General features: G+C 75.1%; 21 protein-coding genes. 9 read left to right on the forward strand and 12 right to left on the reverse strand.

Going from position 1 to position 22102, the window contains the following annotated elements; all coding sequences use genetic code 11:
• Window positions 1–298: 298 nt before the first annotated feature.
• Entirely contained in the window at window positions 299–802 is a 504-nt protein-coding gene (gene msrA / locus ACFV4N_RS15545) for a peptide-methionine (S)-S-oxide reductase MsrA (protein WP_499673192.1), read from the reverse strand.
• Window positions 803–996: 194 nt separating this feature from the next.
• On the opposite strand from msrA, the gene ACFV4N_RS15550 reads away from it, so the two are divergent.
• Window positions 997–2436, forward strand: a complete 1440-nt coding sequence (locus ACFV4N_RS15550; protein ID WP_499673193.1) for a M1 family metallopeptidase — start codon at window positions 997–999, stop codon at window positions 2434–2436.
• Between the two features lie 561 nt (window positions 2437–2997).
• The gene (gene xynA / locus ACFV4N_RS15555) at window positions 2998–3957 is read left to right on the forward strand and encodes an endo-1,4-beta-xylanase XynA (RefSeq protein WP_499673194.1); all 960 of its coding nucleotides are present in this window, start codon (window positions 2998–3000) and stop codon (window positions 3955–3957) included.
• 67 nt (window positions 3958–4024) lie between these two features.
• On the opposite strand, the gene ACFV4N_RS15560 is transcribed toward xynA, so the two are convergent.
• On the reverse strand, window positions 4025–4876 hold the full coding sequence (locus ACFV4N_RS15560; protein WP_499673195.1) for a helix-turn-helix domain-containing protein: 852 nt from the start codon (window positions 4874–4876) through the stop codon (window positions 4025–4027).
• A gap of 131 nt (window positions 4877–5007) precedes the next feature.
• On the opposite strand from ACFV4N_RS15560, the gene ACFV4N_RS15565 reads away from it, so the two are divergent.
• A complete protein-coding gene (locus ACFV4N_RS15565; protein WP_499673196.1) occupies window positions 5008–5910 on the forward strand; it encodes an MBL fold metallo-hydrolase in 903 nt (300 codons plus the stop codon).
• Between the two features lie 11 nt (window positions 5911–5921).
• Window positions 5922–7361 carry a carboxylesterase/lipase family protein gene (locus tag ACFV4N_RS15570; protein WP_499673197.1) on the forward strand — a complete coding sequence of 480 codons (1440 nt, stop codon included), beginning with the start codon at window positions 5922–5924 and terminating at the stop codon, window positions 7359–7361.
• 24 nt (window positions 7362–7385) lie between these two features.
• Here the strand turns inward: ACFV4N_RS15570 and ACFV4N_RS15575 are convergent, their stop codons facing one another.
• Entirely contained in the window at window positions 7386–7946 is a 561-nt protein-coding gene (locus ACFV4N_RS15575) for a TetR/AcrR family transcriptional regulator (RefSeq protein ID WP_499673198.1), read from the reverse strand.
• Window positions 7947–8071: 125 nt separating this feature from the next.
• On the opposite strand from ACFV4N_RS15575, the gene ACFV4N_RS15580 reads away from it, so the two are divergent.
• The gene (locus ACFV4N_RS15580; protein ID WP_499673199.1) at window positions 8072–8788 is read left to right on the forward strand and encodes an alpha/beta fold hydrolase; all 717 of its coding nucleotides are present in this window, start codon (window positions 8072–8074) and stop codon (window positions 8786–8788) included.
• A gap of 100 nt (window positions 8789–8888) precedes the next feature.
• Here the strand turns inward: ACFV4N_RS15580 and ACFV4N_RS15585 are convergent, their stop codons facing one another.
• Complete coding sequence (locus ACFV4N_RS15585; RefSeq protein WP_499673200.1) at window positions 8889–10181, reverse strand: ATP-binding protein; 1293 nt, start codon at window positions 10179–10181, stop codon at window positions 8889–8891.
• A 92-nt stretch (window positions 10182–10273) separates the two neighbouring features.
• On the opposite strand from ACFV4N_RS15585, the gene ACFV4N_RS15590 reads away from it, so the two are divergent.
• Window positions 10274–11500, forward strand: a complete 1227-nt coding sequence (locus ACFV4N_RS15590; protein ID WP_499673201.1) for a tetratricopeptide repeat protein — start codon at window positions 10274–10276, stop codon at window positions 11498–11500.
• Window positions 11501–11526: 26 nt separating this feature from the next.
• Here ACFV4N_RS15590 and ACFV4N_RS15595 read toward each other — a convergent pair whose 3' ends face one another.
• Window positions 11527–11910 (reverse strand): DUF6223 family protein, encoded by a 384-nt coding sequence (locus ACFV4N_RS15595; protein WP_499673202.1) that lies wholly within the window; start codon window positions 11908–11910, stop codon window positions 11527–11529.
• Window positions 11911–12122: 212 nt separating this feature from the next.
• Between ACFV4N_RS15595 and ACFV4N_RS15600 the strand changes: the two genes are divergently transcribed.
• Window positions 12123–13235 (forward strand): sensor histidine kinase, encoded by a 1113-nt coding sequence (locus tag ACFV4N_RS15600; RefSeq protein ID WP_499673203.1) that lies wholly within the window; start codon window positions 12123–12125, stop codon window positions 13233–13235.
• Window positions 13232–13894, forward strand: a complete 663-nt coding sequence (locus ACFV4N_RS15605) for a response regulator (RefSeq protein WP_499673204.1) — start codon at window positions 13232–13234, stop codon at window positions 13892–13894. Before ACFV4N_RS15600 ends, ACFV4N_RS15605 begins: the two co-directional genes overlap by 4 nt.
• Here the strand turns inward: ACFV4N_RS15605 and ACFV4N_RS15610 are convergent.
• The 5 genes from ACFV4N_RS15610 to ACFV4N_RS15630 all read right to left on the reverse strand — a co-directional run bounded on the left by ACFV4N_RS15610 (window position 13875) and on the right by ACFV4N_RS15630 (window position 17135).
• A complete protein-coding gene (locus ACFV4N_RS15610; RefSeq protein WP_499673205.1) occupies window positions 13875–14126 on the reverse strand; it encodes a hypothetical protein in 252 nt (83 codons plus the stop codon). The genes ACFV4N_RS15605 and ACFV4N_RS15610 overlap by 20 nt on opposite strands.
• A 117-nt stretch (window positions 14127–14243) precedes the next feature.
• Entirely contained in the window at window positions 14244–14762 is a 519-nt protein-coding gene (locus tag ACFV4N_RS15615) for a tetratricopeptide repeat protein (RefSeq protein ID WP_499673206.1), read from the reverse strand.
• A 152-nt stretch (window positions 14763–14914) separates the two neighbouring features.
• Window positions 14915–15163 (reverse strand): hypothetical protein, encoded by a 249-nt coding sequence (locus ACFV4N_RS15620; RefSeq protein ID WP_499673207.1) that lies wholly within the window; start codon window positions 15161–15163, stop codon window positions 14915–14917.
• Between the two features lie 128 nt (window positions 15164–15291).
• The gene (locus ACFV4N_RS15625) at window positions 15292–16476 is read right to left on the reverse strand and encodes a sensor histidine kinase (protein ID WP_499673208.1); all 1185 of its coding nucleotides are present in this window, start codon (window positions 16474–16476) and stop codon (window positions 15292–15294) included.
• Between the two features lie 5 nt (window positions 16477–16481).
• Entirely contained in the window at window positions 16482–17135 is a 654-nt protein-coding gene (locus ACFV4N_RS15630) for a response regulator transcription factor (protein WP_499673209.1), read from the reverse strand.
• A 120-nt stretch (window positions 17136–17255) separates the two neighbouring features.
• Here ACFV4N_RS15630 and ACFV4N_RS15635 point away from each other — a divergent pair, with 120 nt between their 5' ends.
• Window positions 17256–18659 carry a S41 family peptidase gene (locus tag ACFV4N_RS15635; protein ID WP_499673210.1) on the forward strand — a complete coding sequence of 468 codons (1404 nt, stop codon included), beginning with the start codon at window positions 17256–17258 and terminating at the stop codon, window positions 18657–18659.
• Between the two features lie 66 nt (window positions 18660–18725).
• On the opposite strand, the gene ACFV4N_RS15640 is transcribed toward ACFV4N_RS15635, so the two are convergent.
• Both ACFV4N_RS15640 and ACFV4N_RS15645 read right to left on the reverse strand, forming a co-directional pair.
• The gene (locus ACFV4N_RS15640; protein WP_499673211.1) at window positions 18726–20414 is read right to left on the reverse strand and encodes an ABC transporter ATP-binding protein; all 1689 of its coding nucleotides are present in this window, start codon (window positions 20412–20414) and stop codon (window positions 18726–18728) included.
• Window positions 20411–22087: an ABC transporter substrate-binding protein gene (locus tag ACFV4N_RS15645; protein WP_499673212.1), complete on the reverse strand. Its 1677-nt coding sequence runs from the start codon at window positions 22085–22087 to the stop codon at window positions 20411–20413. The genes ACFV4N_RS15640 and ACFV4N_RS15645 overlap by 4 nt, the downstream gene beginning before the upstream one ends.
• Between the last annotated feature and the right edge of the window lie 15 nt (window positions 22088–22102).

The raw sequence follows: 22102 nt of genomic DNA on the forward strand, positions 1-22102 counted from the left end.
CAGGTTCTCCCGCTCGTTGTACGTGGGCACCACGACCGTGATCCTGGGCGTGCTCACTTCCACCGTCATTCCCCAACCGTGTCCGCGCATTCGACGACCGTGCGTTCGACGACCATGCGATCTGGCCCTGCGTCAGCGGTCGATCGTATCGGCAATGCGGGGTTGCGCGGTCGCCGCCTGTCCGGCAAGGGAAATCGGGCGACCGCCGGGACGTGGTGGAAAACACCGCCCGGGGAAATCGGGCCCGGTGGGAGGAGCGGTCTCCCACCGGGCCCGGACCCGTCCCCGGTGTCCGCGCTCAGCGCTCGCCGAGCTGCCACTCCGGCCGCACGTAGTGGCAGGTGTAGCCGTTCGGGTAGCGCTCCAGGTAGTCCTGGTGCTCCGGCTCCGCCTCCCAGAAGTCACCGGCCTGGGTGACCTCGGTGACGACCTTGCCCGGCCACTTGCCGGACGCGTCCACGTCGGCGATGGTCGCCTCGGCCACCCGCTTCTGCTCGTCGCTCTCGTAGAAGATCGCCGAGCGGTAGCTGGTGCCGACGTCGTTGCCCTGGCGGTCGCGCGTCGTCGGGTCGTGGATCTGGAAGAAGAACTCCAGGACCTGCCGGTAGCTCAGCAGCTCCGGGTCGAAGACGATCTCGATGGCCTCGGCGTGGGTGCCGTGGTTGCGGTAAGTGGCGTTGGGCACGTCGCCGCCCGTGTAGCCCACGCGGGTGGAGACGACGCCGGGGTGGCGCCGGAACAGGTCCTGCATCCCCCAGAAGCACCCGCCCGCGAGGACGGCCTTCTCGGTCACCGTGGCCATGTGGTCGCTCCGCTCCTGAAAAGTCCGATGGGTGTCCACCGGTCCGAACACCGCGGCGCCCCCGCGTCATCCCGCCGCGGCTGTGATCCGCGTCCGGTCGGGCGATTTCCCGCGACCGAGGCAACAAGATCACCCGTTGGTGGCGTATTCACCGCGAGGGGCACCGTGCCACTCACGGTAAGGAGGACCACCGAGTGAGAGCAAGGCTGATCGGACCGGTCGTCGCGGCGCTGGTGCTCGGGGCGGCGCCGGCGCACGCGGCCGGGCCCGGCCCCGAGGGCTTCGGGGACCCGTACTACCCGCGGGCCGGCGGTGGCGGCTACGACGTGCGGCACTACGACCTGGACCTGGCCTACGAGCCCGCCACCGACGTCCTGACCGGGACGGCGACGATCCGGCTGACCACGACCGCGGACCTGTCCTCGATCGGGTTCGACTTCGCCCTCCCCGCGCGGTCGGCCGAGGTCGACGGGCGTCCCGTCGGCTTCGCGCAGCACCACCACGAGCTGCTGGTCGGCCTGGGCGGCGACGTGCCCGCCGGCACCGGGTTGACGGTCGTCGTCGGCTACTCGGCGTCGCCGTCGCGCACGCACGCCGAGGTGCCGGTCACCAGGTGGAAGCGGACGCCGGACGGCGCGCTGGCCATCGCCGCGCCGGTCATGTCGCCGTGGTGGTACCCGAGCAACGACCACCCCGGCGACAAGGCCACCTACGACGTGTCGATCACGGTCCCCGACGGCGTGGAGGCCATCTCCAACGGCGAGCTGGTGGGCACGCGCCCGCTGGGTGACGGCCGGACCACGTGGGAGTGGTCCGGCGACGAGCCGCAGACCACCTACGCGACGTTCCTGGCGATCGGGCAGTTCGACGTGCGGCGGTCGACCACCGCGGACGGCAAGCGGGTCCTGAACGCGTACTCGACCGCGCTGAGCGGGACGGCGGCGCGGGAGAGCGTGGAGCGGACGCCGGAGCTGGTGCGGTTCCTGGAGGGCCGGTTCGGCCCGTACCCGCTGTCCGACGTGGGCGGCCTGGTCACGCCGTACACGTCGTCGCCCCTGGAGACCCGGACCCGGCCGGCGTACCCGGCGCGGGCGTTCCGGGACGGGCCGAACAGCTACGTGGTCGTGCACGAGCTGGCGCACCAGTGGTTCGGCAACTCGGTGACGATGAGCTGGTGGAGCGACATCTGGCTGGGCGAGGGGTTCGCCACCTACGCCGAGTGGCTGTGGTCGGAGGCCAACGGGCAGGGCACCGCGCGGGAACTCGCGGACTGGACCTACCGCCACTACCCGGCCGACCACGAGGTGTGGGCCGTGCCGGTCGCCGACCCGACGCCGCGGTACCAGTACGGGGCGGCGGTGCACGAGCGCGGCGCGCTGGCGCTCCAGGCGCTGCGCGACGAGGTCGGTGACGAGGTGTTCTTCCGCACGCTGCGGACGTGGGCGGAGCGCCGGGCGGGCGGCAACGCCACGTCGGCCGAGTTCGCCGCGTTCGCCGAGGAGGTGTCGGGCCACGACCTGGACGACCTGTTCCGCACCTGGGTGTTCAGCGCGGGCAAGCCGGCGGTGGCCGCGAGGGCAGCCACCGCGACGACGGCCGAGCCCGCGTCGTTCCGGCAGGTCCACCGCCGCTGAGGGGCACGCGCCGGCGACGCGGACGCGCCGCCGGCGCGGTGCCGGCCCCGCAGGCCCGCGGCTCGGGGAACGGTGCGCGGGGATCGAGGGCTGAGGACCGGGACCGCAGGCCGCAGCCCAGGGCCGGGAGCCGAGGGCCGGGAGCCCAGGGCTGGAGGGCTCGGGGCTGGAGGGCTCGGGGCTGGAGGGCTCGGGGCTGGAGGGCTCGGGGCTGGAGGGCTCGGGGCTGGAGGGCTCGGGGCTGGGGCTCGGGGCTGGGGCTCGGAGGTGGCTCCACGAGCCGCCCCGGGACGGCCCCGACGACTTTCGCCGTCGAACGAAAAAAGTGTTCCGCGAAGCCCGCCGGGACGTCCCGGAGGCACTCGAACGTTCCTTTTCACCCCACCGCGCCACACCCGCCGGCGCTTGCCGCGCTTAAAGTTTCGCAAACTGTTGACACGTTCCGGCAGCCCATTCGATCCTATTTCGCGCCGATCACCGCCGCGTGAACAACCACCACCGGGTTCCCTACCGCCACCCCGGCGCGGCAGGTGGCCATCCCTGCGCGAAAGGAACTCGCCGATGTCAGCCAGGATCAGGGGCGGGAGGGCGATCCCGTTGTTGGCGATCTCATTCCTGCTCTTCGTCTGCGGAGCGCCGAACGCCAACGCGGCCGTCACCTCCAACCAGACCGGCACCAACAACGGTTACTTCTACTCGTTCTGGACGGATTCCTCCGGAACGGTTTCCATGGAACTGGGTTCCGGCGGCAACTACAGCACCTCGTGGCGCAACACCGGCAACTTCGTCGCGGGCAAGGGCTGGAGCACCGGTGGCCGCCGGGCGGTGAACTACTCGGGCAGCTTCAACCCGTCCGGCAACGCCTACCTGACGCTCTACGGGTGGACGAGGAACCCGCTCGTGGAGTACTACATCGTCGACAACTGGGGCACCTACCGGCCCACCGGCACGTACAAGGGCACCGTCACCAGCGACGGCGGCACTTACGACATCTACCAGACGACCCGGTACAACGCCCCGTCCATCGAGGGCAACAAGACCTTCAACCAGTACTGGAGCGTCCGGCAGCAGAAGAAGACCGGCGGCACCATCACCTCCGGCAACCACTTCGACGCGTGGGCCCGCCAGGGCATGAGCCTGGGCTCCCACGACTACATGATCATGGCCACGGAGGGCTACCAGAGCAGTGGCAGCTCCAACATCACCGTGGGCGGCACCTCGGGCGGCGACCCCGGCGGCAACCCGGGCGGCGGGGGCGGCTGCACCGCCACCCTGTCGGCCGGTGAGCGCTGGAGCGACCGGTACAACCTCAACGTCTCGGTCAGCGGTTCGAGCAACTGGACCGTGACGATGAACGTCCCGTCCCCGGCGAAGGTCCTCTCGACGTGGAACGTCAGCGCGAGCTACCCCAGCTCGCAGGTGCTGACCGCCAGGCCCAACGGCAGCGGCAACAACTGGGGCGCGACGATCCAGGCCAACGGCAACTGGACGTGGCCGTCGGTCTCCTGCGCCGCGGGCTGATCCCCCGCACGTGGTGACGAAGAGGGCCCGGAGCGCGCTCCGGGCCCTCTTCCCGTCGAACCCGGCCTCACCACTCGGCGGTGAACCGGCCCAGGAGCTGGAGCGTGTCCGCGGACCCGCGGTCCTCCCCCGTGGTCATCACCGCCAGCGTCTGGTCGGGCGAGTGCGAGAGCAGCAGGCCCTGCTGGGTGACGGTCAGCTCTCCGACCAGCGGGTGGCGCAGCCGGTGGGTGTCGCCCACGCAGGGCCCGACCGGGTGGTTGCCCCACAGCGCGGCGAACTCGGGGCACTTCACCGACAGCTCGCCGACCAGGGCGGCCAGCAGCGCGTCCTCCGGGTGCCGGCCCGCGACGAGGCGCAGGTTCGCCACCAGCCCGCGCGCCTTGCGCTCCCAGTCCGCGTACAGCTCGCGGGTGTGCGGGTCGAGGAACGCCATCCGGATCAGGTTCGGCCGGTCGGCGGGGCGGTCGGGGGCCGTCGGGTCGACGTGCCCGGCCAGCAGGGCGTGCCCGAGGGGGTTCCACGCCAGCACGTCGGAGCGGCGGCCCACGACCAGCGCGGGCACGCCGCCCAGCGAGCGCATCAGGTCGCGGGTCAGCGGGTGGACGCGCTCCACCGGTGGGCGGCGGCGGGCGCGGGGGCGCCGCTCGGCGAGCCGGCGCAAGTGCGTGCGCTCGTGCTCGTCCAGCCGCAGCGCGCCGGCGAGCGCGTCCAGCACCGCGCCCGAGGCGTTGGCCGACTGCCCCTGCTCCAGCCGCGTGTAGTACGAGACGCTGACGCCCGCCAACTGCGCCAGCTCCTCGCGGCGCAGCCCCGCCACGCGCCGCCGCCCCGGCGGCGCGGACAGGCCGACGTCCTCCGGCCGCAGGCGCGACCGCCGCACCCTCAGGAACTCACCGAGCTGCCCCGAAACCGTCACGGACCCACTATGCCCCGACCCGCGGGCCGCGAGCCTGCCACTGCCAGTGGTACGCAGGGCCGGGGCTGGTCGCCCCGGTCCGGGCGCGAGCACGCTGGGTGGCGATTCCACCGACCACCACGGGAGTTGCCGTGCAGGACATCGTGCTGGGTGACGTGACGGTCACCCGCGTCGTCGAGTACCACGGGCACGTCGGGCTGTCGCCCCGCGCCTTCTTCCCCGAGGCGTCACCGGAGACCTGGCGCGAGCACGAGTCCTGGCTGGCGCCGGACTTCGTCGACCCCGCCGAGGACGAGTACGTCGCCGCGATCCAGACCTGGCTGCTGCGCAGCGGCGGCCGGACGATCCTGGTGGACACCGGCGTCGGCAACCACAAGGAGCGGCCGGCCACCCCCGTGTGGCACCACCTCGAGACCGACTTCCTCGGCGAGCTGGCCGAGGCCGGTGTCCGGCCCGAGGACGTCGACCTCGTGGTCAACACGCACCTGCACGGCGACCACGTCGGCTGGAACACCCGGCTCGACGGCGACGAGTGGGTGCCGACCTTCCCCAACGCCACCTACCTGGTGCCGCGCGCCGACTTCGACTTCTGGAACCCGGCCAACGGCCGCCCGACGCGCCTGGGCGACGGCAACCGGAACGTGTTCGAGGACAGCGTGGCCCCGGTGCACGAGGCGGGCCAGGTGCTGCTGTGGGAGGACCGCCACGTCATCGACGGGCACCTGCGCCTCGAACTCGCGCCGGGCCACACGCCGGGCTCGTCGGTGCTGGTGCTGGAGTCGGGCACCGACCGGGCGCTGTTCGTGGGCGACCTGCTCCACACCCCGTTCCAGTTCGTCGAGCCCGACACCAACTCCTGCTTCTGCGAGGACCCCGCCGAGACCAGGGCCACCCGCCGCCGGCTGCTCGGCTGGGCGAGCGACGAGGGCGCGCTCGTGGTGCCCGCGCACCTCGCCGGCCACGGCGCGGCCGAGGTCGTCCGGGTCGGGGGCAAGTTCGCCGTCAAGGCGTGGGCCCCGTTCTCCAGGCTCTGAAAGGGGATCAGGTGGCCGACCCGATCGTGATCACCGGCGCGGGCGCGGTCCGCGGCCGCGTGGACCGGGGCGCGCGGCGCTTCCTCGCCGTCCCGTACGCCGCGCCGCCGCGGGGCGCGGACCGGTTCGCGCCGCCCGCGCCGCACCGGCCCTGGGCGGGCGTGCGCGACGCCGGCAGGCCGGGGCCGACCGCGCCGCAACCCCGCCGGGACGCGTTCGGCGCGCTCGACATGTCGCCGTTCTTCGGCCCCGGCTGGGAGCGCGGCGACGACTACCTCACCGTCGACGTCTGGGCGCCGGAGCGCGCCGAGGGCTGCCCGGTGGTGGTGTTCGCGCACGGCGGCGGTTTCGTGGCGGGCTCGACCCGGGCCCCGCTGTACGACGGCGCCGCGTTCGCCCGTGACGGCGTGGTCCTGGTGGCGGTGAACCACCGGCTCGGCGTCGCCGGGTTCCTCGACCTGCCCGGCGCGCCGCGCAACCGGGGGCTGCTCGACGTCGTGGCCGCGCTGCGCTGGGTGCGGCGCGAGATCGGGGCCTTCGGCGGCGACCCCGGCAACGTCACCCTGGCCGGGCAGTCCGCCGGGGCCACGATCGTCGCCGGCGTCCTCGCCGCGCCGGGGGCCGACGGGCTGTTCCGGCGCGCGATCACGCAGAGCGGCAACGGGTCGGGCGCGTTCTCGCCCGAGCAGGCCGCCGTGGTGACCCGCGCGGCGGCGGCCCGGCTCGGCGTCGAGCCGACCGCCGCCGGTTTCGCCGCCGTCCCCGACGACCTCCTCGTCGGGGTCGTGCCCGCGCTCGCCGGGCTGGACCTGCGCACCCCGACGGCGTTCGACCCGCTCCTCGGGCTCAGCCCGTTCGGCCTCGTGCTGGACGAGCAGCCCGCCGAGGGCCGGCTCGCGGACGTGGACCTGCTCGTCGGCACGAACGCCGAGGAGGGCAACCTCTACCTGGCGCCACGAGGGGAGCTGACCTCATCGACCGCCGAGGACGTGCGCGCGACGGCAGCGCGGGCGCACCGCGACCCGGACGCGCTCGTGGCGGCGTACCGGGCGCGGCGTCCGGGCGCCTCACCCGGCGAGCTGCGGGCGGCGATCCTCGGCGACGCGCTGTTCGTCGTCGGCAGCCGCCGGCTGGCCGAGGCGCACGGCCGCGCGCACGTCTACGAGTTCGCCTGGCGTTCGTCCGCAGTGGACGGTCGGCTCGGCGCGGCGCACGCGGTGGAGCTGCCCTTCGTGTTCGACCGCCTCGACCTGCCGGCGCTGCGCGGGCCGCGCGGGCTGCTCGGGCCGGCCGAGCCGCCCGCGGCCCTGGCGGCGGAGGTGCGGGCGGCGTGGGTGTCCTTCGCCCGGACCGGCGACCCCGGCTGGCCCCGGTTCGGGCGGGACGGGGCGGTGCGCCGGTTCGACGCGGTCTCCACGACCACCCGGGCGCGCGACCTGCCCGGGTGGTGAGGCCGGCCGCGGCGCCGGCGCCGGTCAGGCGGGGAGGAAGTCCTCGACGGCCCGGCGCAGGGCGTCGCGGACCACGCCGGGGTCGTCCAGCTCGCCGCCGTGCAGGGCGCCGTCCCGCAGCAGCACCAGCACGCGGGCGGCGTGGTCCGGGTCGGGGTGGCCGAGGTCGGCGACCAGGTCGCGCAGGACGCCCAGGAACCACCTCCGGTGGTCGTCGATCACCGCGCGCACCGGGTGGTCCGGGTCCGGGTACTCCGCGGCGGCGTTGAGGAACTGGCAGCCCCGGAAGTCCTCCGCGCGCGTCGCGTCGCCGACCACGGCCATGGTGGCGTGCAGGGCCTCGCGCGGCGTCCTGCCCTCCCGGGCCCGGGCGACGGCGGCGCGGATGTCCTCGCTGGTCGCTCTCAGGTAGGCGGCGACGAGGTCGTCCTTGCCGGGGAAGTGCCGGTAGAACGTCGCCCTGGTCACCGATGCCTCGCTGACCAGGCGGTCCACCCCGACGGCGTGGATGCCCTCGGCGTAGAACAGGCGCGACGCCGTGCGCAGCAGCCGTTCCCTCGGGTGCGTCTCTCGGGTGGTCTCCACGCCCGCATCCTAGAGAAAGACCAGTCGTTCTGCCTTATGGGCCACGTCACCTTGCCTTCACCGGGAGAACGAATAGTCTCTCTACCAGAAAGACCGATCGTTCTCCTACGGCTGAGGTGGCCCCCATGAGCAAGAACCCGACCATCGTCCTCGTCCACGGCGCCTTCGCCGACTCCTCGAGCTGGAACGACGTGGTGACCCGCCTGCACGACCGGGGCCACGAGGCCATCGCGGTGGCCAACCCGCTGCGCGGCCTGGAAGGCGACGCGGCCTACGTCGCCGCCGTCGCCGGGTCCGTGGCCGGCCCGGTCGTCCTGGTCGGCCACTCCTACGGCGGCGTGCTGATCAGCCGGGCGGCGCGGGAGCTGTCGAACGTGAGCGCGCTGGTCTACGTCGCCGCGTTCCAGCCCGACACCGGGGAGAGCGCGCTCGGGCTGGCGACCCGCTTCCCCGGCGCGAAGCTGGGCCCGGACACCACGTCGGTGCTCGTGCACGACGGCGAGCCCGAGCTGCGGATCAAGCCCGAGGACTTCCGCGAGGTCTTCGCCGGCGACCTGCCCGCCGACACCACCGCCACGATGGCGGTCACCCAGCGCCCGGTCGCGGAGCGGGCCCTCACCACCGGACTGCCCGGCGAGCCCGCGTGGCGCGCGCTGCCGTCCTGGGCGCTGGTCGCCACCCAGGACAACGCCATCCCGGCGCGGGCGCAGGAGTTCATGGCCGAGCGCGCCGGGTCGCGGACCGTCCGCGTCGACGCCTCCCACGCCGTCGCGGTGTCCCGCCCCGACGCCGTGGCCGACCTGGTCCTCCAGGCCGTGGCAGCCGTCGGGGCCGTCGCCTGACCGCCGGCGGGACGCCGTGCACCGGTCGCCCCCGGCGGGGCCGCCGGTGCACGGCGGGGTCGAGGCCCCTCCCGCCCCGCGGCGGGCACCGCGCCGGAGATCAGCGGCGGCGCTTCTTCAGGTACGCGGCCAGCTCGTCGTAAGCGCCGGTCTCGTTGCCGTACAAGGCGTAGTTGCGGGCCGTCTCCAGCCACTCGCCAATGCTGGGCGACACGGACCGCACCGCGTCCTGGAGGTGGCGCTGGGTGATGGGGTGGACCCGGCCGGAGGCCATCGACTCCGCCATGGCCGTCTCCGTGGCCTGCTCGCAGACCAGCGCGAGGTCCGCGCCGGACATGCCGTCCGAGCCCTTGGCGATCCGGGCGAGGTCCAGCCGCTCGGTCGGCCTGCCGCGCAGGTGCAGCCGCAGGATCGCCTCGCGGGCCTCGACGTCCGGTGGCAGCACCAGCACGGTCCGGTCGAACCGGCCCGGCCGCAGCAGCGCCGGGTCGACGTCCCACGGGTGGTTGCTGGCGGCCAGCACGAACACGCCCTCGTTGTCGGTGCTCGCGCCGTCCAGCTCGGCCAGCATCTGGTTGACCACGCCGCGCAGGGCCGACCCGCCGCCGCGCAGCTGCGACCGCTTCTGGCCCAGCGCGTCGATCTCGTCGAAGAACAGCAGGCACGGCCGGTTGCGCCGGGCGGTGTCGAAGACGTCGCGCAGGTTGCGCTCGCTGCTGCCGAGCCACATGTCCAGCACGTCGCTCAGGCCGATCTCGTAGAAGCTCGCGCCCAGCTCGCCGGCCAGCGCGCGGGCGATGAGCGTCTTGCCGCAGCCGGGCGGCCCCCACAGCAGCAGCCCGCCGCGCAGGGACTTGCCGAACGCCAGGCGCAGCTCCGGGTTGCGCAGCGGCGTGAGGAACGACATGTCCAGGCGCTTCTTCACGTCGGCCAGGCCGCCGATGTCCGCCAGCGTGATGCCCGCCTTGCCCATCGTGCCGAGGGTGGGTTCGGCGACGGGCTCGCTGGCGTCCCACCGCCGCAGGATCTCGTCGGCGGTGTCCGGCACGGCCGACGCGACCGGACCGGCCGCCGGGACCGGGGTGGGCGCCACCGGGGAGGCCGCCGGGGCCGCCGGGGCCGCTCGGGGCGCCGGCGGGTCGAGCGCGTCCGCGAGCCGCGCGTAGGAGGCGGCCCTGGGCTCGTCGCCGACCGCCCGCGCGGCGCCGGCCGCCGTGCGCAGCGCCGCCACGTCGTCCGGCACGGCGGCCAGCGCGGTGGTGGCGTGCGCGAGCGCCTCGGCCGGGTGTCCCGCGTCCAGCAGCAGCCGGGCGACGTGGGACCGCACCGGGTGGTTGTCGGGGTCCGCGGCCAGCGCTCCGAGCAGCGCCTCGATCACCGGATCATGCGTCACCCGCCGAACGGTAGCCGATGGTATCGCGTTGACCAGCGAGTTCCCGATCTCTACGGTATGCCGGACCAACGCGGTGATCGTCGGGGTGGGGGATGGACGAGAATTCCGGAGTCGCGGTGCGGCGCGGCCAGGCACTGCTCGACGTGGGCCGGCACCAGGAGGCCGAGGCGCAGTTCCGCGCCGCCCTCGCCGCGGACCCCGGCGACCCCGTGACGCGCACGCTGCTCGCGCAGTCGCTGCTGCGCCAGGAACGCTTCACCGAGGCCCGGGACGAGAGCCGCACGGCGCTCGCCGACGACCCGGAGCACGTGATGGCCCACTCCACGCTCGCGGCGGCGCTGGCCGGGTCGGCGCAGCTGCGCGAGTCGCTGGAGGTGCTGCGGCAGGCCATGCGGCTCGCGCCCGGCTTCGCCGGCCTGCACCTCCAGGAGGCGTACGTGCTGATGGCGCAGGAGCGGCACGCCGAGGCGCTGGAGAGCGCCCGACGGGCCCGCGCCCTGGACCCGGAGGACGCCGACGCCGCCACGGCGCAGGCGGCCGCGCTGTACGACCTGCACCGGCTCGACGAGGCCGACGCCGCGGTGGCGGAGGCGCTGCGGCTCGACCCGCAGAACGCCGACGCCCACCGCGTCAAGGGCCTGCTGGCGCTGCGCCGCGGCGGCGGCGAGCCCGCCGTCAGCGCGCACCGCACCGCCCTGCGCCTGGACCCGACCGACCCGCACGCCCGCGAGGGCCTGTCGGTCGCGCTGAAGTCCCGCAACCCGCTCTACGGCGCGCTGCTGCGGTTCAACTCCTGGCTCGGCTCGGTGCCCACCGGGGCGCGCGTCGCGGTGCTGCTGGTGCCGTTCCTGCTGACCCGCTTCCTGCGGCCGTTCGACGACCAGGTGTGGGCGAAGGTCCTGATCATCGTGGTCGTCGGGCTCGTCGTGCTGAGCTGGACCCTGGAACCGCTGATGAACTGCGTCCTGCTGCTCAGCCGCGACCGCCACCTGGTGAGCCGCGCCGCGCGCCGCGCCACGTTCATGTTCCTCGGCTTCGCCGCCGCCGCGATCGCCGTGGCGGTCCTCGCGACGGTCGAGGACCAGCCCCGCCTGCTGCCCCTCGCGCTCGGCCTGGTGCTGTGGGCGATGACCTCCGGCTCCACCCACAACGTCCGGGAGGGCCGGCGCAAGGTGCTGCTCGTCGGCACGGCGGTGGCGGCCTCCCTGGGCGTCCTCGCGGTGACGGCGACCCTGACCGGCGCGCCCGGCGCGGTCCCCGCCGTGATGCTCGTGCTGATCGGCGGTGTCGTGGCCGCCTGGCTCTCGGTCTTCTCCTGACCGGGGTCGCGCGGGCGGCCGGCGCCTCAAGCCGCCCGCGTGCCCGGCCCGGCGGCGCGGCGGGCTCGGACCAGCGCCAGCCCGCCGAGGACCGCGGCCACCAACCCCACCACGGCGGCCACCACCCCTCCGCCCAGCCCGTTGCCGGTGCCGAGACCGCCCTCCGCGGTGACCACGACCGCCACGCCGAGGGCCGCGGCGACCAACCCCGCCACGAGCGCCGCGACGGCCCTGCCGCGCCGGGGTCCGGGACGGGCGGCGGCGAGCCCGCCGACCACCGCGCCGGCCAACCCCAGCAGCCCGGCCGCGAGGGACACGGCCCTGCCGGCGCTCGGCTCGTACGGCTGGGCCGCGAGGTGCGCGACCCCTTCGGTCGACGCGGTCGCGGCCAACAGATCACTGATCGACACGGTGCGCTCCTCCTGCGACTGGGCGGGACCCGAGCATGGGCGCCGGCACCGCCGCCCGTCGTCGTGCGGGCGCGGACTCCTCGCGCTGCCGCGCGTGCCGCAGCCGACTACCGCGGACGCGGCAGGGAGCGCGGCGGTACCGCGTGCGCGGTAGTCGACCGGTCCTGCGCGAGGAGGAGTCGCCGGGCCGGGAGCCCGGTTAGGGTGCACGCATGAGCCGGGGGCCGATCGCGGTCGGGGACTGGGTGATCGCCGTCGGGGTCGCGGCGGCCCAGTTGGTCGCCGGGCTGTCCGGGCAGCACCCCGCGGCGGGGCCGGCCCCGCTGGGGCACGCGCTGCTGGTGCTCGGCGGCCTGGCGCTGGTCGCGCGCCGCCGGGCGCCGGTGACCGCGCTGGCCGCGACCGGGCTGGCCGCGCTGGGCCACCAGGCCGCCGGTTTCGACGTGCCCGTCGTCGCCTACCTGTTCGCGGTGTACGCCGCGGTGCGCGCGGGTCACCGGGTCGTCGCGGTGGCGGGTTCGGTGGCCATGCTCGCCGCCGTCCCGCTCGCGATCCTGGTGTCGCCCCACGACTGGCTCCTGGGAGAGGCGTTCACGCGGTCCCGGGACGTCCTCCAGCTGGCGTGGCTGATCGCCGCCGGCGCGGCGGGCGAGGCGCTGCGGCAGGCCGAGCGCCGGGCGGACGAGGCCGAGCGCACCCGCGAGGAGACCGCGCGCCGCCGCGCCGACGAGGAGCGGCTGCACATCGCGCGGGAGCTGCACGACTCGCTCACCCACCAGATCTCCGTCATCAAGGTGCAGGCCGAGGTCGCCGTCCACCTGGCGCACAAGCGCGGCGAGCGGGTGCCGGAGGCCCTGCTGGCGATCCGGGAGGCCGGTCGCGAGGCGGCGCGGGAGCTGCGGGCCACCCTGGAGGCGCTGCGCGACGACACCCCGCCGCACGGGCTCGCGCAGGTCCCGGAACTGGTGCGGCGGGCCAGGGCGGCCGGCCTGGACGCGGAGCTGACGGTCGCGGGCGACGGGGGCGGCGTGCCGGCCGCGGTGGACCGGACCGCCTACCGGGTCGTCCAGGAGTCGCTGACCAACATCGCCCGGCACGCCGCCGCCACCACCGCGTCGGTCCGGATCGACCACCGCCCCGACGCCCTGGTCATCCGGGTCGACGACGACGGCGTGGGCGCACCGGGCCCCGCGCCCGCGCCCGGTGTCGGGCTGCTGGGGATGCGCGAGCGGGTCACCGCCCTCGGCGGCCGGCTGCGGGCCGCGCCGCGCGACGGCGGCGGCTTCACCGTCCACGCCGAACTCCCCGTGGACCGGGCGCCGTGATCCGCGTCCTGCTGGTCGACGACCAGCCGCTCATCCGCAGCGGGTTCCGCGCGCTGCTCGACGTCGAGGACGACATCGAGGTGGTGGCCGAGGCGGGCGACGGCGCCGAGGCCGTGGCGCTGGCCGGGGCGCACCTGCCCGACATCGCGCTCGTCGACATCCGGATGCCCGTCGTCGACGGGATCGAGGCGACCCGGCGCATCGCCGCGGACCCGGCCCTGGCCGGGGTGCGCGTCGTCATCCTCACCAACTACGGCTTCGACGAGCACGTCTTCCACGCCCTGCGCGCCGGCGCGGCCGGGTTCCTCGTCAAGGACGTCCAGCCGGAGGACTTCCTGCACGCCGTGCGCGTCGCCGCGCGCGGTGACGCCCTGCTCGCGCCGTCGATCACGCGCAGGCTGATCGACCGGTTCGTCTCCCAACCGCTCGACACCGGCGCCCGCCGGGGGCTGGAGGAGCTGACCAACCGGGAGCGCGAGGCGGTCGCCCTGGTCGCGCGCGGCCTGTCCAACGACGAGGTCGCCGGCCGCATGGTGATCAGCCCGCTGACCGCGAAGACCCACGTCAACCGGGCCATGGTCAAACTCGGCGCCCGCGACCGCGCGCAACTGGTGGTCTTCGCGTACGAGGCGGGCCTGGTCACCCCGCGCGGCTCCTGAAGCCGCGCGGGGCAGCCCGGAGTCGGGTCCGGGGTGCGCGCTGATCGGTCAACGCGTGGTGGAACAGCGCGAACACCGTCGACAGCCCGGTACCGGCACTGTCCTTTGTGGACAGCTCGGCGAGTTCGGCGAGTTCGGCGACCAGTGGCGCGTGCGGTCTGACCACGGCCCGCGCCGCGGCGACGGTCAGGGCGATCGGCAGCCTCGCGCACCGGCGGACCAGCTCGTCCACCGCGGGGTCGTCGCGGCCGACCCGCCGGGCACCCCTGCGCGGCGAGGAAGCCGCGCGGGGCCGCGGTGTCCCGGCCGCGCACGCGGCGTCGACGTCCGGCGGTGGGCGACCCGGTGCTCAGCCGGCGCCGCGGATCGCCTCCAGGCTGCGGCGGCACCCGACGGTGACGGGGTGGTCCGCGCCCAGGACGTCGGCGCAGACCTCCAGCGTGGCGCGCTGCTCCCGCTCGGCGTCCTCCAGCCGGCCGAGGCGGTGGAGCACGACACCGTGGTTCACGCGGCGGCCGAGGGTGGTCGGGTGGTGCTCGCCGAGGGCGGTCACCGATGCCTCGACCAGCGCGCGCTGCTCGCGCTCCGCCTCGGGCAGCTCGCCGGAGTCCAGCAGGACGTGGGTCAGCAGGCGTCGGCTGAACAAGGTTTCCGCGTCCGTGGCGCCGAGGGCGCGAGCGCAGTCGTCCTTCGCGGCGCGCAGCTCGCGCGCGGCCTCGGCCGGCCGGTCGGCGCGGTGCAGGGCGAACCCGAGCAGGTTGCGCCGCGAGAGCGTCTCCCGGTGGTCGACGCCGAACCGGCCGGCCGCCTCGGCGACGGCGGCTCTGCGGGTCGAGACCGGGTCGTGGTCGTCGTCGTGCGCCGACATGTGGCCTCCCCTTGACCGGACAACACCCCTCGACCCGAGAGTACGCACGGCGCCTCCGCGGCTGCCACGATCGTCGGACGGCACATGCCGCACCCGCGACGAACCGACCGGACCGCCAGACGTGCTCGTGGAGACCGCTCCCGGCCCGCCGGTCACCCGGCGGCGGGCGACCCGAACCCACCCAGCTCCTCGACCAGTCGCCCACGGGCCGCGTCCAACTGCTCGGCGTACGAGGAGGCGAAGATCGACGACAAGCGCACCTCCAGCGTCCCGCTGATCTTGAACAGGGCAGACCACACGGCGCGGTCGTCGATGAGCGCCGAGAAGTCCTCCCGGTGCATGACCCGGTTCAGCCAGTCGGACAGCACGAGCGCCTGGTCGTCCGACAGTTCAACGTCCACGTGACCCCCGCTTCGGGTGGCGCCCCCTCCGAGGGGACCCGCCACCACAGCGTCCCGTCCCGCGACGGCCGGATCAACCGATCTTCCGGGCCGCGCCCGGCACGAACCCGCGCGACCCGCACCCGCCCTCAGCCGAACGCCACCTCCACCTCCAACCCGCCACCCGCCCTGGGCACCGCGACGACCCGCGCGCCGTGCGCCGTCGCGATCGCCCGCACGATCGACAGCCCCAACCCCAGGCCCTGGCCGGTCCTGGGGCGGCCGAGCCGGTGGAACGGTTGGAAGATCCGCTCCACCTCCTCCGCCGGCACGACCGGGCCCGTGTTCGTCACCGCCAGCGCCCCGGAGCCGCACCGCACCTCGACCCAGCCGCCGGGCTCGTTGTGCCGGATCGCGTTGTCCACCAGGTTCACCACCAGGCGCTCGGCGAGGGCCCGGTGGCCGGACACCGGGCACGGCTCGACCACCGCCCGCAGCACGACGCCCGGTGACCGGCGCGCCTCGACCACGCCGGTCACCACCTCGCCCAGGTCGAAGGGGTGGCGGACGTCGATGCCGGCGTGGCCGCGGACCAGGGTGAGCATCGCCTCGATCAGCCGTTCCTGCTGCTCCCCCGCCGCGAGGATCCGCTCGTGCGCCGCGCGCAGGGACGCCACCGTCGCGTCCGGGTCGTCGAGCGCCACCTGGCCGATCGCGCGCTGGCGGGCGAGCGGCGTGCGCAGCTCGTGGGAGGCGTTGGCGACGAACCGGCGCTGCGCCTCGAACGACGCCTCCAGCCGGCCGAGCAGCTCGTCGAACGTGTCGCCCAGCTCCTTCAGCTCGTCGTCCGGGCCGGCCAGGGCCAGGCGCCGGTGCAGGTTGGTCGCCGAGATCTCCCGCGCGGTCGCGGTGATCGTGCTCAGCCTGCGCAGGACGCGGCCCGCCGCCCACCAGCTCAGGGCCAGCACGAGCACCACCAGCATGGCCAGCGCGGTCCCGGACTGGACCACGAGCTGGCGCAGCACGTCCCGCCGCTGCGCCGCCAGCGCCTCCTCCGCCCTCGCCACCACCTGCTCGGTCCCCACGTCGACCGGCGGCACCGGGCCGCCGGGCGGGCCCGGCTCACCCGGCCGGCGGAACAGCGTCACGTCGCCCTCCGGCGTCACCGAGTGCCGGACCAGGGCGTACGTGACGGCCAGCGCGCCCGCGCCGCAGAGCACGAACAGCGCGCCGTACAGCAGGGTCAGCCGCAGCCGCACGGTCCGCCTCGGCAGGTGGCGGGCGAGCCGGGCGAGCCCCGTGAGCCGGGCAAGCCCCGTGAGCCGCGTGAGCACGCCCCTCACACCCGGTACCCGCTCCGGGCCACGGTCTCCACGACCGGCGGGTCCCCGAGCTTCGCCCGCAGCCTGCTGACCACGACCTTCACCGCGGTGGTGAACGGGTCGGCCGCCTCGTCCCACACCCGTTCCAGCAGCTCCTCCGCCGACACGACCCGGCCCTCCGCCGCCAGCAGCACCTCCAGCACCCCGAACTCCTTCGGCGACAGCTCCAGCGGCCGGTCGCCGCGGGCCGCCCTGCGCCGGGCGGTGTCGACGACCAGGTCGCCGCGGCGCAGCACGGGCGGCGCGACCGGGTGCGCCCGCCGGGCCAGCGCGCCGACCCGCGCCACGAGCGCCCGGAAGTCGAACGGCTTGGCCAGGTAGTCGTCCGCGCCGAGACCGAGCCCGTCGACCAGGTCCTCCGTGGTGGCCGCCGCGGTCAGCATCAGCACCCGGCACCGGCACCCGGCCGCGACCAGCTCCGCGCACACGTCGTCGCCGTGCGTGCCGGGCAGGTCCCGGTCCAGCACGACCACGTCGTAGTCGGTGCCCAGCGCGCGTTCCAGCCCGCTGGTCCCGTCCAGCGCCACGTCCACGGCCATGCGCGCCCGGCGCAGCCCGGTCGCCACCGCCCGCGCCATCTCCTCGTCGTCCTCGACCACCAGCACCCGCACGCGCGCAGTATCGCCGGCCGCCGGTTTCACCGGGGTTGCGCCGCGCCCGAAACCCCGCTGAAACCGCCGCACCCGTAGAACTCGCCGTCGTCAGGTCCCCACCACCCCAAGGAGATCCCCGTGGCACGCAGATGGCGCCCGCTCACCGCCGCCGCGGTGCTCGCCGTGACCGCCTCGCTCGTCGGCGCGGCGGACGGCACCGCCGACCCGTCCCGGGCCGTCGCGGGCAGGCCACCGGCCTGCGCCAAGCCCACCCCCGCGCCGGGGCAGCAGCCGCCGGCGCCGACGCCGCCCACGGCCACCACGGTCGGGCAGGCCTACCACTGCATCTTCGACAACCACTACAGCGGGCCGGTGCTCGACAGCCGCGAGCTGCTCGTGCCGGCGTTCGCCGCGCTGACCCAGGAGCTGCAGCGCCGGGGCCTCGACCGGGCCGACGCCACCCTGCCCCGGCTCACCGGCCGCAGGGACGCCGACTGGGCCGCGTTCGGCGGGGTCTACCGGCGCATCGCGGACGCGCTGCCGGACGACGCCGCGCGCGCCGCCATCGCGACCGCCGCCATCAGGGCCATGGTCGACGCGCTCGACGACAACCACGCGCGGTGGCTCAACGGGTTCACCCCGAACCCCTACGGCTTCGACCTGTCCGTCACCGTCGGCCCCGGCGACATCGACCCGGTGGCGACCGAACCGGCCCACGTCACCGCGGTCGCGGCGGGCAGCCCGGCCGCGGTCGCCGGCCTCGCGCCCGGCGACGAGGTCCTGGCGGTCGACGGCGTGCCGCTGTTCGTCAACGGCGTCCTCACCAGGGGCGCGCTGACGCCGGCCGACACCGGGCCGGGCTCGGTGCTCCGGCTCACCGTGCGCCGCCCGGCGACCGGCGAGACGTCCACCGCCACCCTCACCGCCGCCCCGTACCAGCCGCGCCCCCGGGACGTGGAATCCCGGCTCGTGGACGGGAACGTCGCCTACGTCAGCCTGCCGAGCTTCACCCCGGAGCTGGCCGACCGCGCGCTGGCCGCCGTCGCCGAGCTGCGCGCGCGGACGGAGCTGCGCGGGGTGGTGCTGGACCTGCGGGGCAACGGCGGCGGCAACCCGGACGCCGTCGCCCGGCTCCTCGGCGCCCTCGCGCACGGCAGGACGACCAGCTACTGGTGCGACGTCAGGGGCCGCTGCACCCCCAACCGCACCGACGACTCGGTCGAACTGCTCGACCTGCCGTTCGTCGCCCTCACCGACCGCCGCTGCGCGTCCGCGTGCGACTCGTTCGCCAGTGCCGTCAAGGACCTCCGGCTCGGCGCCCTGGTGGGCACCCGGACCGCGGGCGCCGTGTCCGGTCCCGGCCTGCCTCACCTGCTGGACAACCGGAGCATCCTCGCCCTGCCGAAGCACCACGAGGTCGCCGCGAACGGGGAGATCGTGAACACCATCGGCGTCGCGCCGGACCACCACGCCCCGGTGACCGCGGCGGACCTGTCCGCGGGGCGCGACCCGGGGCTCGACAAGGCCGTGTCGCTGCTGTGACCGACGTGCCCGGCCGGTGACGCCCGGTCCCGTCACCCGGGCGCACCCGCCGGGGTGACCCCGGGGTCACGCCGGGCCGTCGAGCGCGAGCCACGCCTCCCGGCGTTCCCGCTGCCGCGCCGGGTCCGCGACCGGCGCGGCCGCCAGCAGCCGCCGCGTGTACGGGTGCAGCGGCGCGGTCAGCACCTCGTCGGCGGGCCCGCTCTCGACGACCCGACCGCGGTGCAGCACGGCCACCCGGTCGGCCAGCCGCTCGACCACCGCGAGGTCGTGGCTGATGAACAGGCAGGCGAAGCGCAGCTCGGCCTGCAGCGAGCGGAACAGGTCGAGCACGCGGGCCTGGACCGACACGTCGAGCGCGCTGGTCGGCTCGTCCGCGATCAGCAGGTCCGGGTCCAGGGCGATGGCGCGGGCGATGCCGATCCGCTGCCGCTGCCCGCCGGACAGCTCGTGCGGGTAGCGGTCGCGCAGCGACGGCGACAGCCCCACCGCGTCCAGCAGCCCGTCCACGCGGCGGTCCAGCTCCGCGCCGCGCAGCGGGGTGTGCAGCAGGAACGGGGCGGCGACGCTGCGGGCGACGGTGGCCCGGGGGTTCAGCGACGACGCCGGGTCCTGGAACACCACCCCGACGCGGCCCCGCGCCCGCTTCGCCGCCCGGCCGCGCAGCCGCGACAGCTCCTGCCCGGACAGGCGGACCACCCCGGCGGCGGGCGTGACGAGGCCGGTGACCGCGCCCGCGACGCTGCTCTTGCCGGAGCCGGACTCCCCGACCAGGCCCAGCACCTCGCCCCGCCCGATGTGCAGCCCGACCCCGTCGACCGCCCGGAACCGGCCGTAGTCGACGGTGAGCCCGGAGAGCACGAGCACCGGGTCGTCGCCGGGCCGGTCGGGCGCGGACCCCGAGGGCGAGGTGACGGCCACGTGCGCGCCGCGCGCCACGACGCCCGGCGACACCTCGACGGCGTCGGGCGGCGCGACGGGCGGCGGGGCGCTCAGCGAGATCACCGAGTCCAGCAGGGACCGCGTGTACTCGTGGCGCGGCGCGGCGAACACCTCCGCCACCGGCCCCTGCTCGACCACCCGCCCGTCGCGCATCACCACGACCCGGTCGGCCAGGTCCGCCACCACGCCCATGTCGTGCGTGATCAGCAGGATCGCCGCGTCGAGCCGGCCGCGCAGGTCGCGCAGCAGCTCCAGGACCTCCGCCTGGACGGTCACGTCCAGCGCGGTCGTGGGTTCGTCGGCGATCAGCAGCGACGGCTCGTTCGCCACGGCCATGGCGATCACCACCCGCTGGAGCTGCCCGCCGGACAGCTCGTGCGGGTACTTCCGCCGCGCCTCGGCGGGCAGCCCGACCAGCGACAGCAGCTCGACCACGCGCCGCCCCGCCTCGGCGCCGGTGCGGTCGCCGTGCGCCCGGACGACCTCGGCGAGCTGGTCGCCGACCCGGAACACCGGGTTGAGCGCGGTCATCGGCTCCTGGAACACCATGCCGATGTCGTTGCCGCGCACCGCCCGCAGCTCCTCGGCGGACAGCTCGAACAGGTCCCGCCCGCCGAACAGCGCCCGCCCGGTGACCGTCGCCGCGCCGGGCAGCAGCCCCAGCAGCGACATCGCGGTCACCGTCTTGCCGGAGCCCGACTCGCCGACGACGGCCAGCACCTCCCCCGCCGCCAAGGAGTACTCGACCCCTTCGGCGGCGGGGGCGTCGAACGCCACGGAGACGCCCTCCAGGCGCAGCAGCGGCGGTGTCACTTGGCGATGCCCGCCTGGAGGTAGTTCGGATAGGCGGGGAAGTCGGCGATGTAGAAGTTCGCGACCGCGGAGCCGCGCAGGAACGAGTTGCGCGTGTAGATCAGCGGCACGACCGGCGAGTCCGCGAGGATCTTCTTGTCCAGCTCGACCCACTTGCGGCCGGCCGCGACCGGGTCCACCTCGCTCTGCGCGGCCTCGATCAGCGCGTCCACCTCGGGGTTGCGGTAGCGGGACAGGTTGTACCCGCCGCCGCCGACCTCCGAGGAGGCGAACAGGGGCTGGATGTTGGCGTTGGCGCTGGGGAAGTCCGGCTGCCACGAGCTGAGGGTCAGGTCGTAGGTGGGCTTCTCCGCCTGGCTGGTCTCGGCCTCGTACGCGTCGGTGTCGAGCACCCGGATGTCCACCGCGATGCCGGCCTTGGCCAGCGCGGCCTGGAGCGCCTGCGCCTTGGCCGGGGCGTCGTTGCTCTTGGGCACCACGAAGTCGAGGCCCTTGAGGCCGTCGGGGAAACCGGCCTCGGCGAGCAGCTGCTTGGCCTTCTCCGGGTCGCCGGCCGGCGGCGCCGGGTACAGGTCGAACTGCTCGCGGCCCGCGATGCCCTGGGTGATCAGCGTGGTGGCGACGTCGCCGGCGAGCTGCGCGCTGCCCGCGGACGCGATCTGGTACGACGTCTTGTCCACGGCGTACTGGAACGCCTGCCGCACCTTGGGGTCGGTCAGCTTCTCGGTGTTGAGGGCGAGGTAGGCCAGCGCGCCGGTCTTCGACGTGACGAGCCGCTGCTTGGCGGAGGCGTTGCCCTGGAGCTGCGCGAGCTGGGCGGGCGAGGCGAAGGAGGAGCCGAACGCCTGCCGGTCGTCGCCGCTGTCGGCGAGGAGCCGCTGGGAGACCACGGAGGCGTCCTGGCCGAGCTGGAACTGGACCTCGTCGGGCAGGCCGCCGCGGATCTCGTCGGTGCTCTTGTCCCAGTTGGGGTTGCGGACCAGCCGGGCCCGCACGCCGCGCTGGTACTCGGCGATCTGGTACGGGCCGGAGGCCACGGGGTGCTCGCCGTAGTCGGGCTCGGCGCCCTTGCCCTCCGGCACCGGGGCGAAGGCCGGGGTGCTGGTGATCCACGGCCAGTCGCCGTACGGGCGGGTCAGGCGGAACACGATGGTCCGGTCGTCCGGCGTCTCGATGGAGGCCAGGCGCTGCCCCTCGAACGGGCCGCGGTAGTCGGCGCCGCCGGCCAGCAGCTGCTTGTGGTAGCCGAGGCCGCCGGAGAAGGCCGGCGCGAAGGTCCGCTCGACGCCCCACTTGACGTCGTGGGAGCGGATCGGGCTGCCGTCGCTGAACTTCAGCCCCTCCTTGAGGGTGAACGTCCAGGTCTTGCCGCCGTCGGAGGCCTTGCCGGTGTCACCGAGGTCGGGCACCACCTCGGCCTGCTCCCCCTCGGCGTTGAGCCAGCCGGTGAGCCTGCGGTGCACGAAGCCCAGCGAGGTGATGGGCAGGCTGCTGCTCTTGGCCGGGTCGTAGTTGACCGTCTGCCCCTCGCTCAGGATCCGCAGCGTGCCGCCCTGCGCCGCCTCGGCGGCCGACGACGCGCCGGTGTTCCCGCGGTCGTTCGCGTTGCACGCCGCGAGCAGGGTCACCGCCGCCGCGACCGCCGCGAGCTTCCGGACTTGCCTGGACATCATTCTCTTCTCCCCCGT

The organism is Actinosynnema sp. NPDC059797, from assembly GCF_042732085.1.
Lineage (GTDB): Bacteria > Actinomycetota > Actinomycetes > Mycobacteriales > Pseudonocardiaceae > Actinosynnema.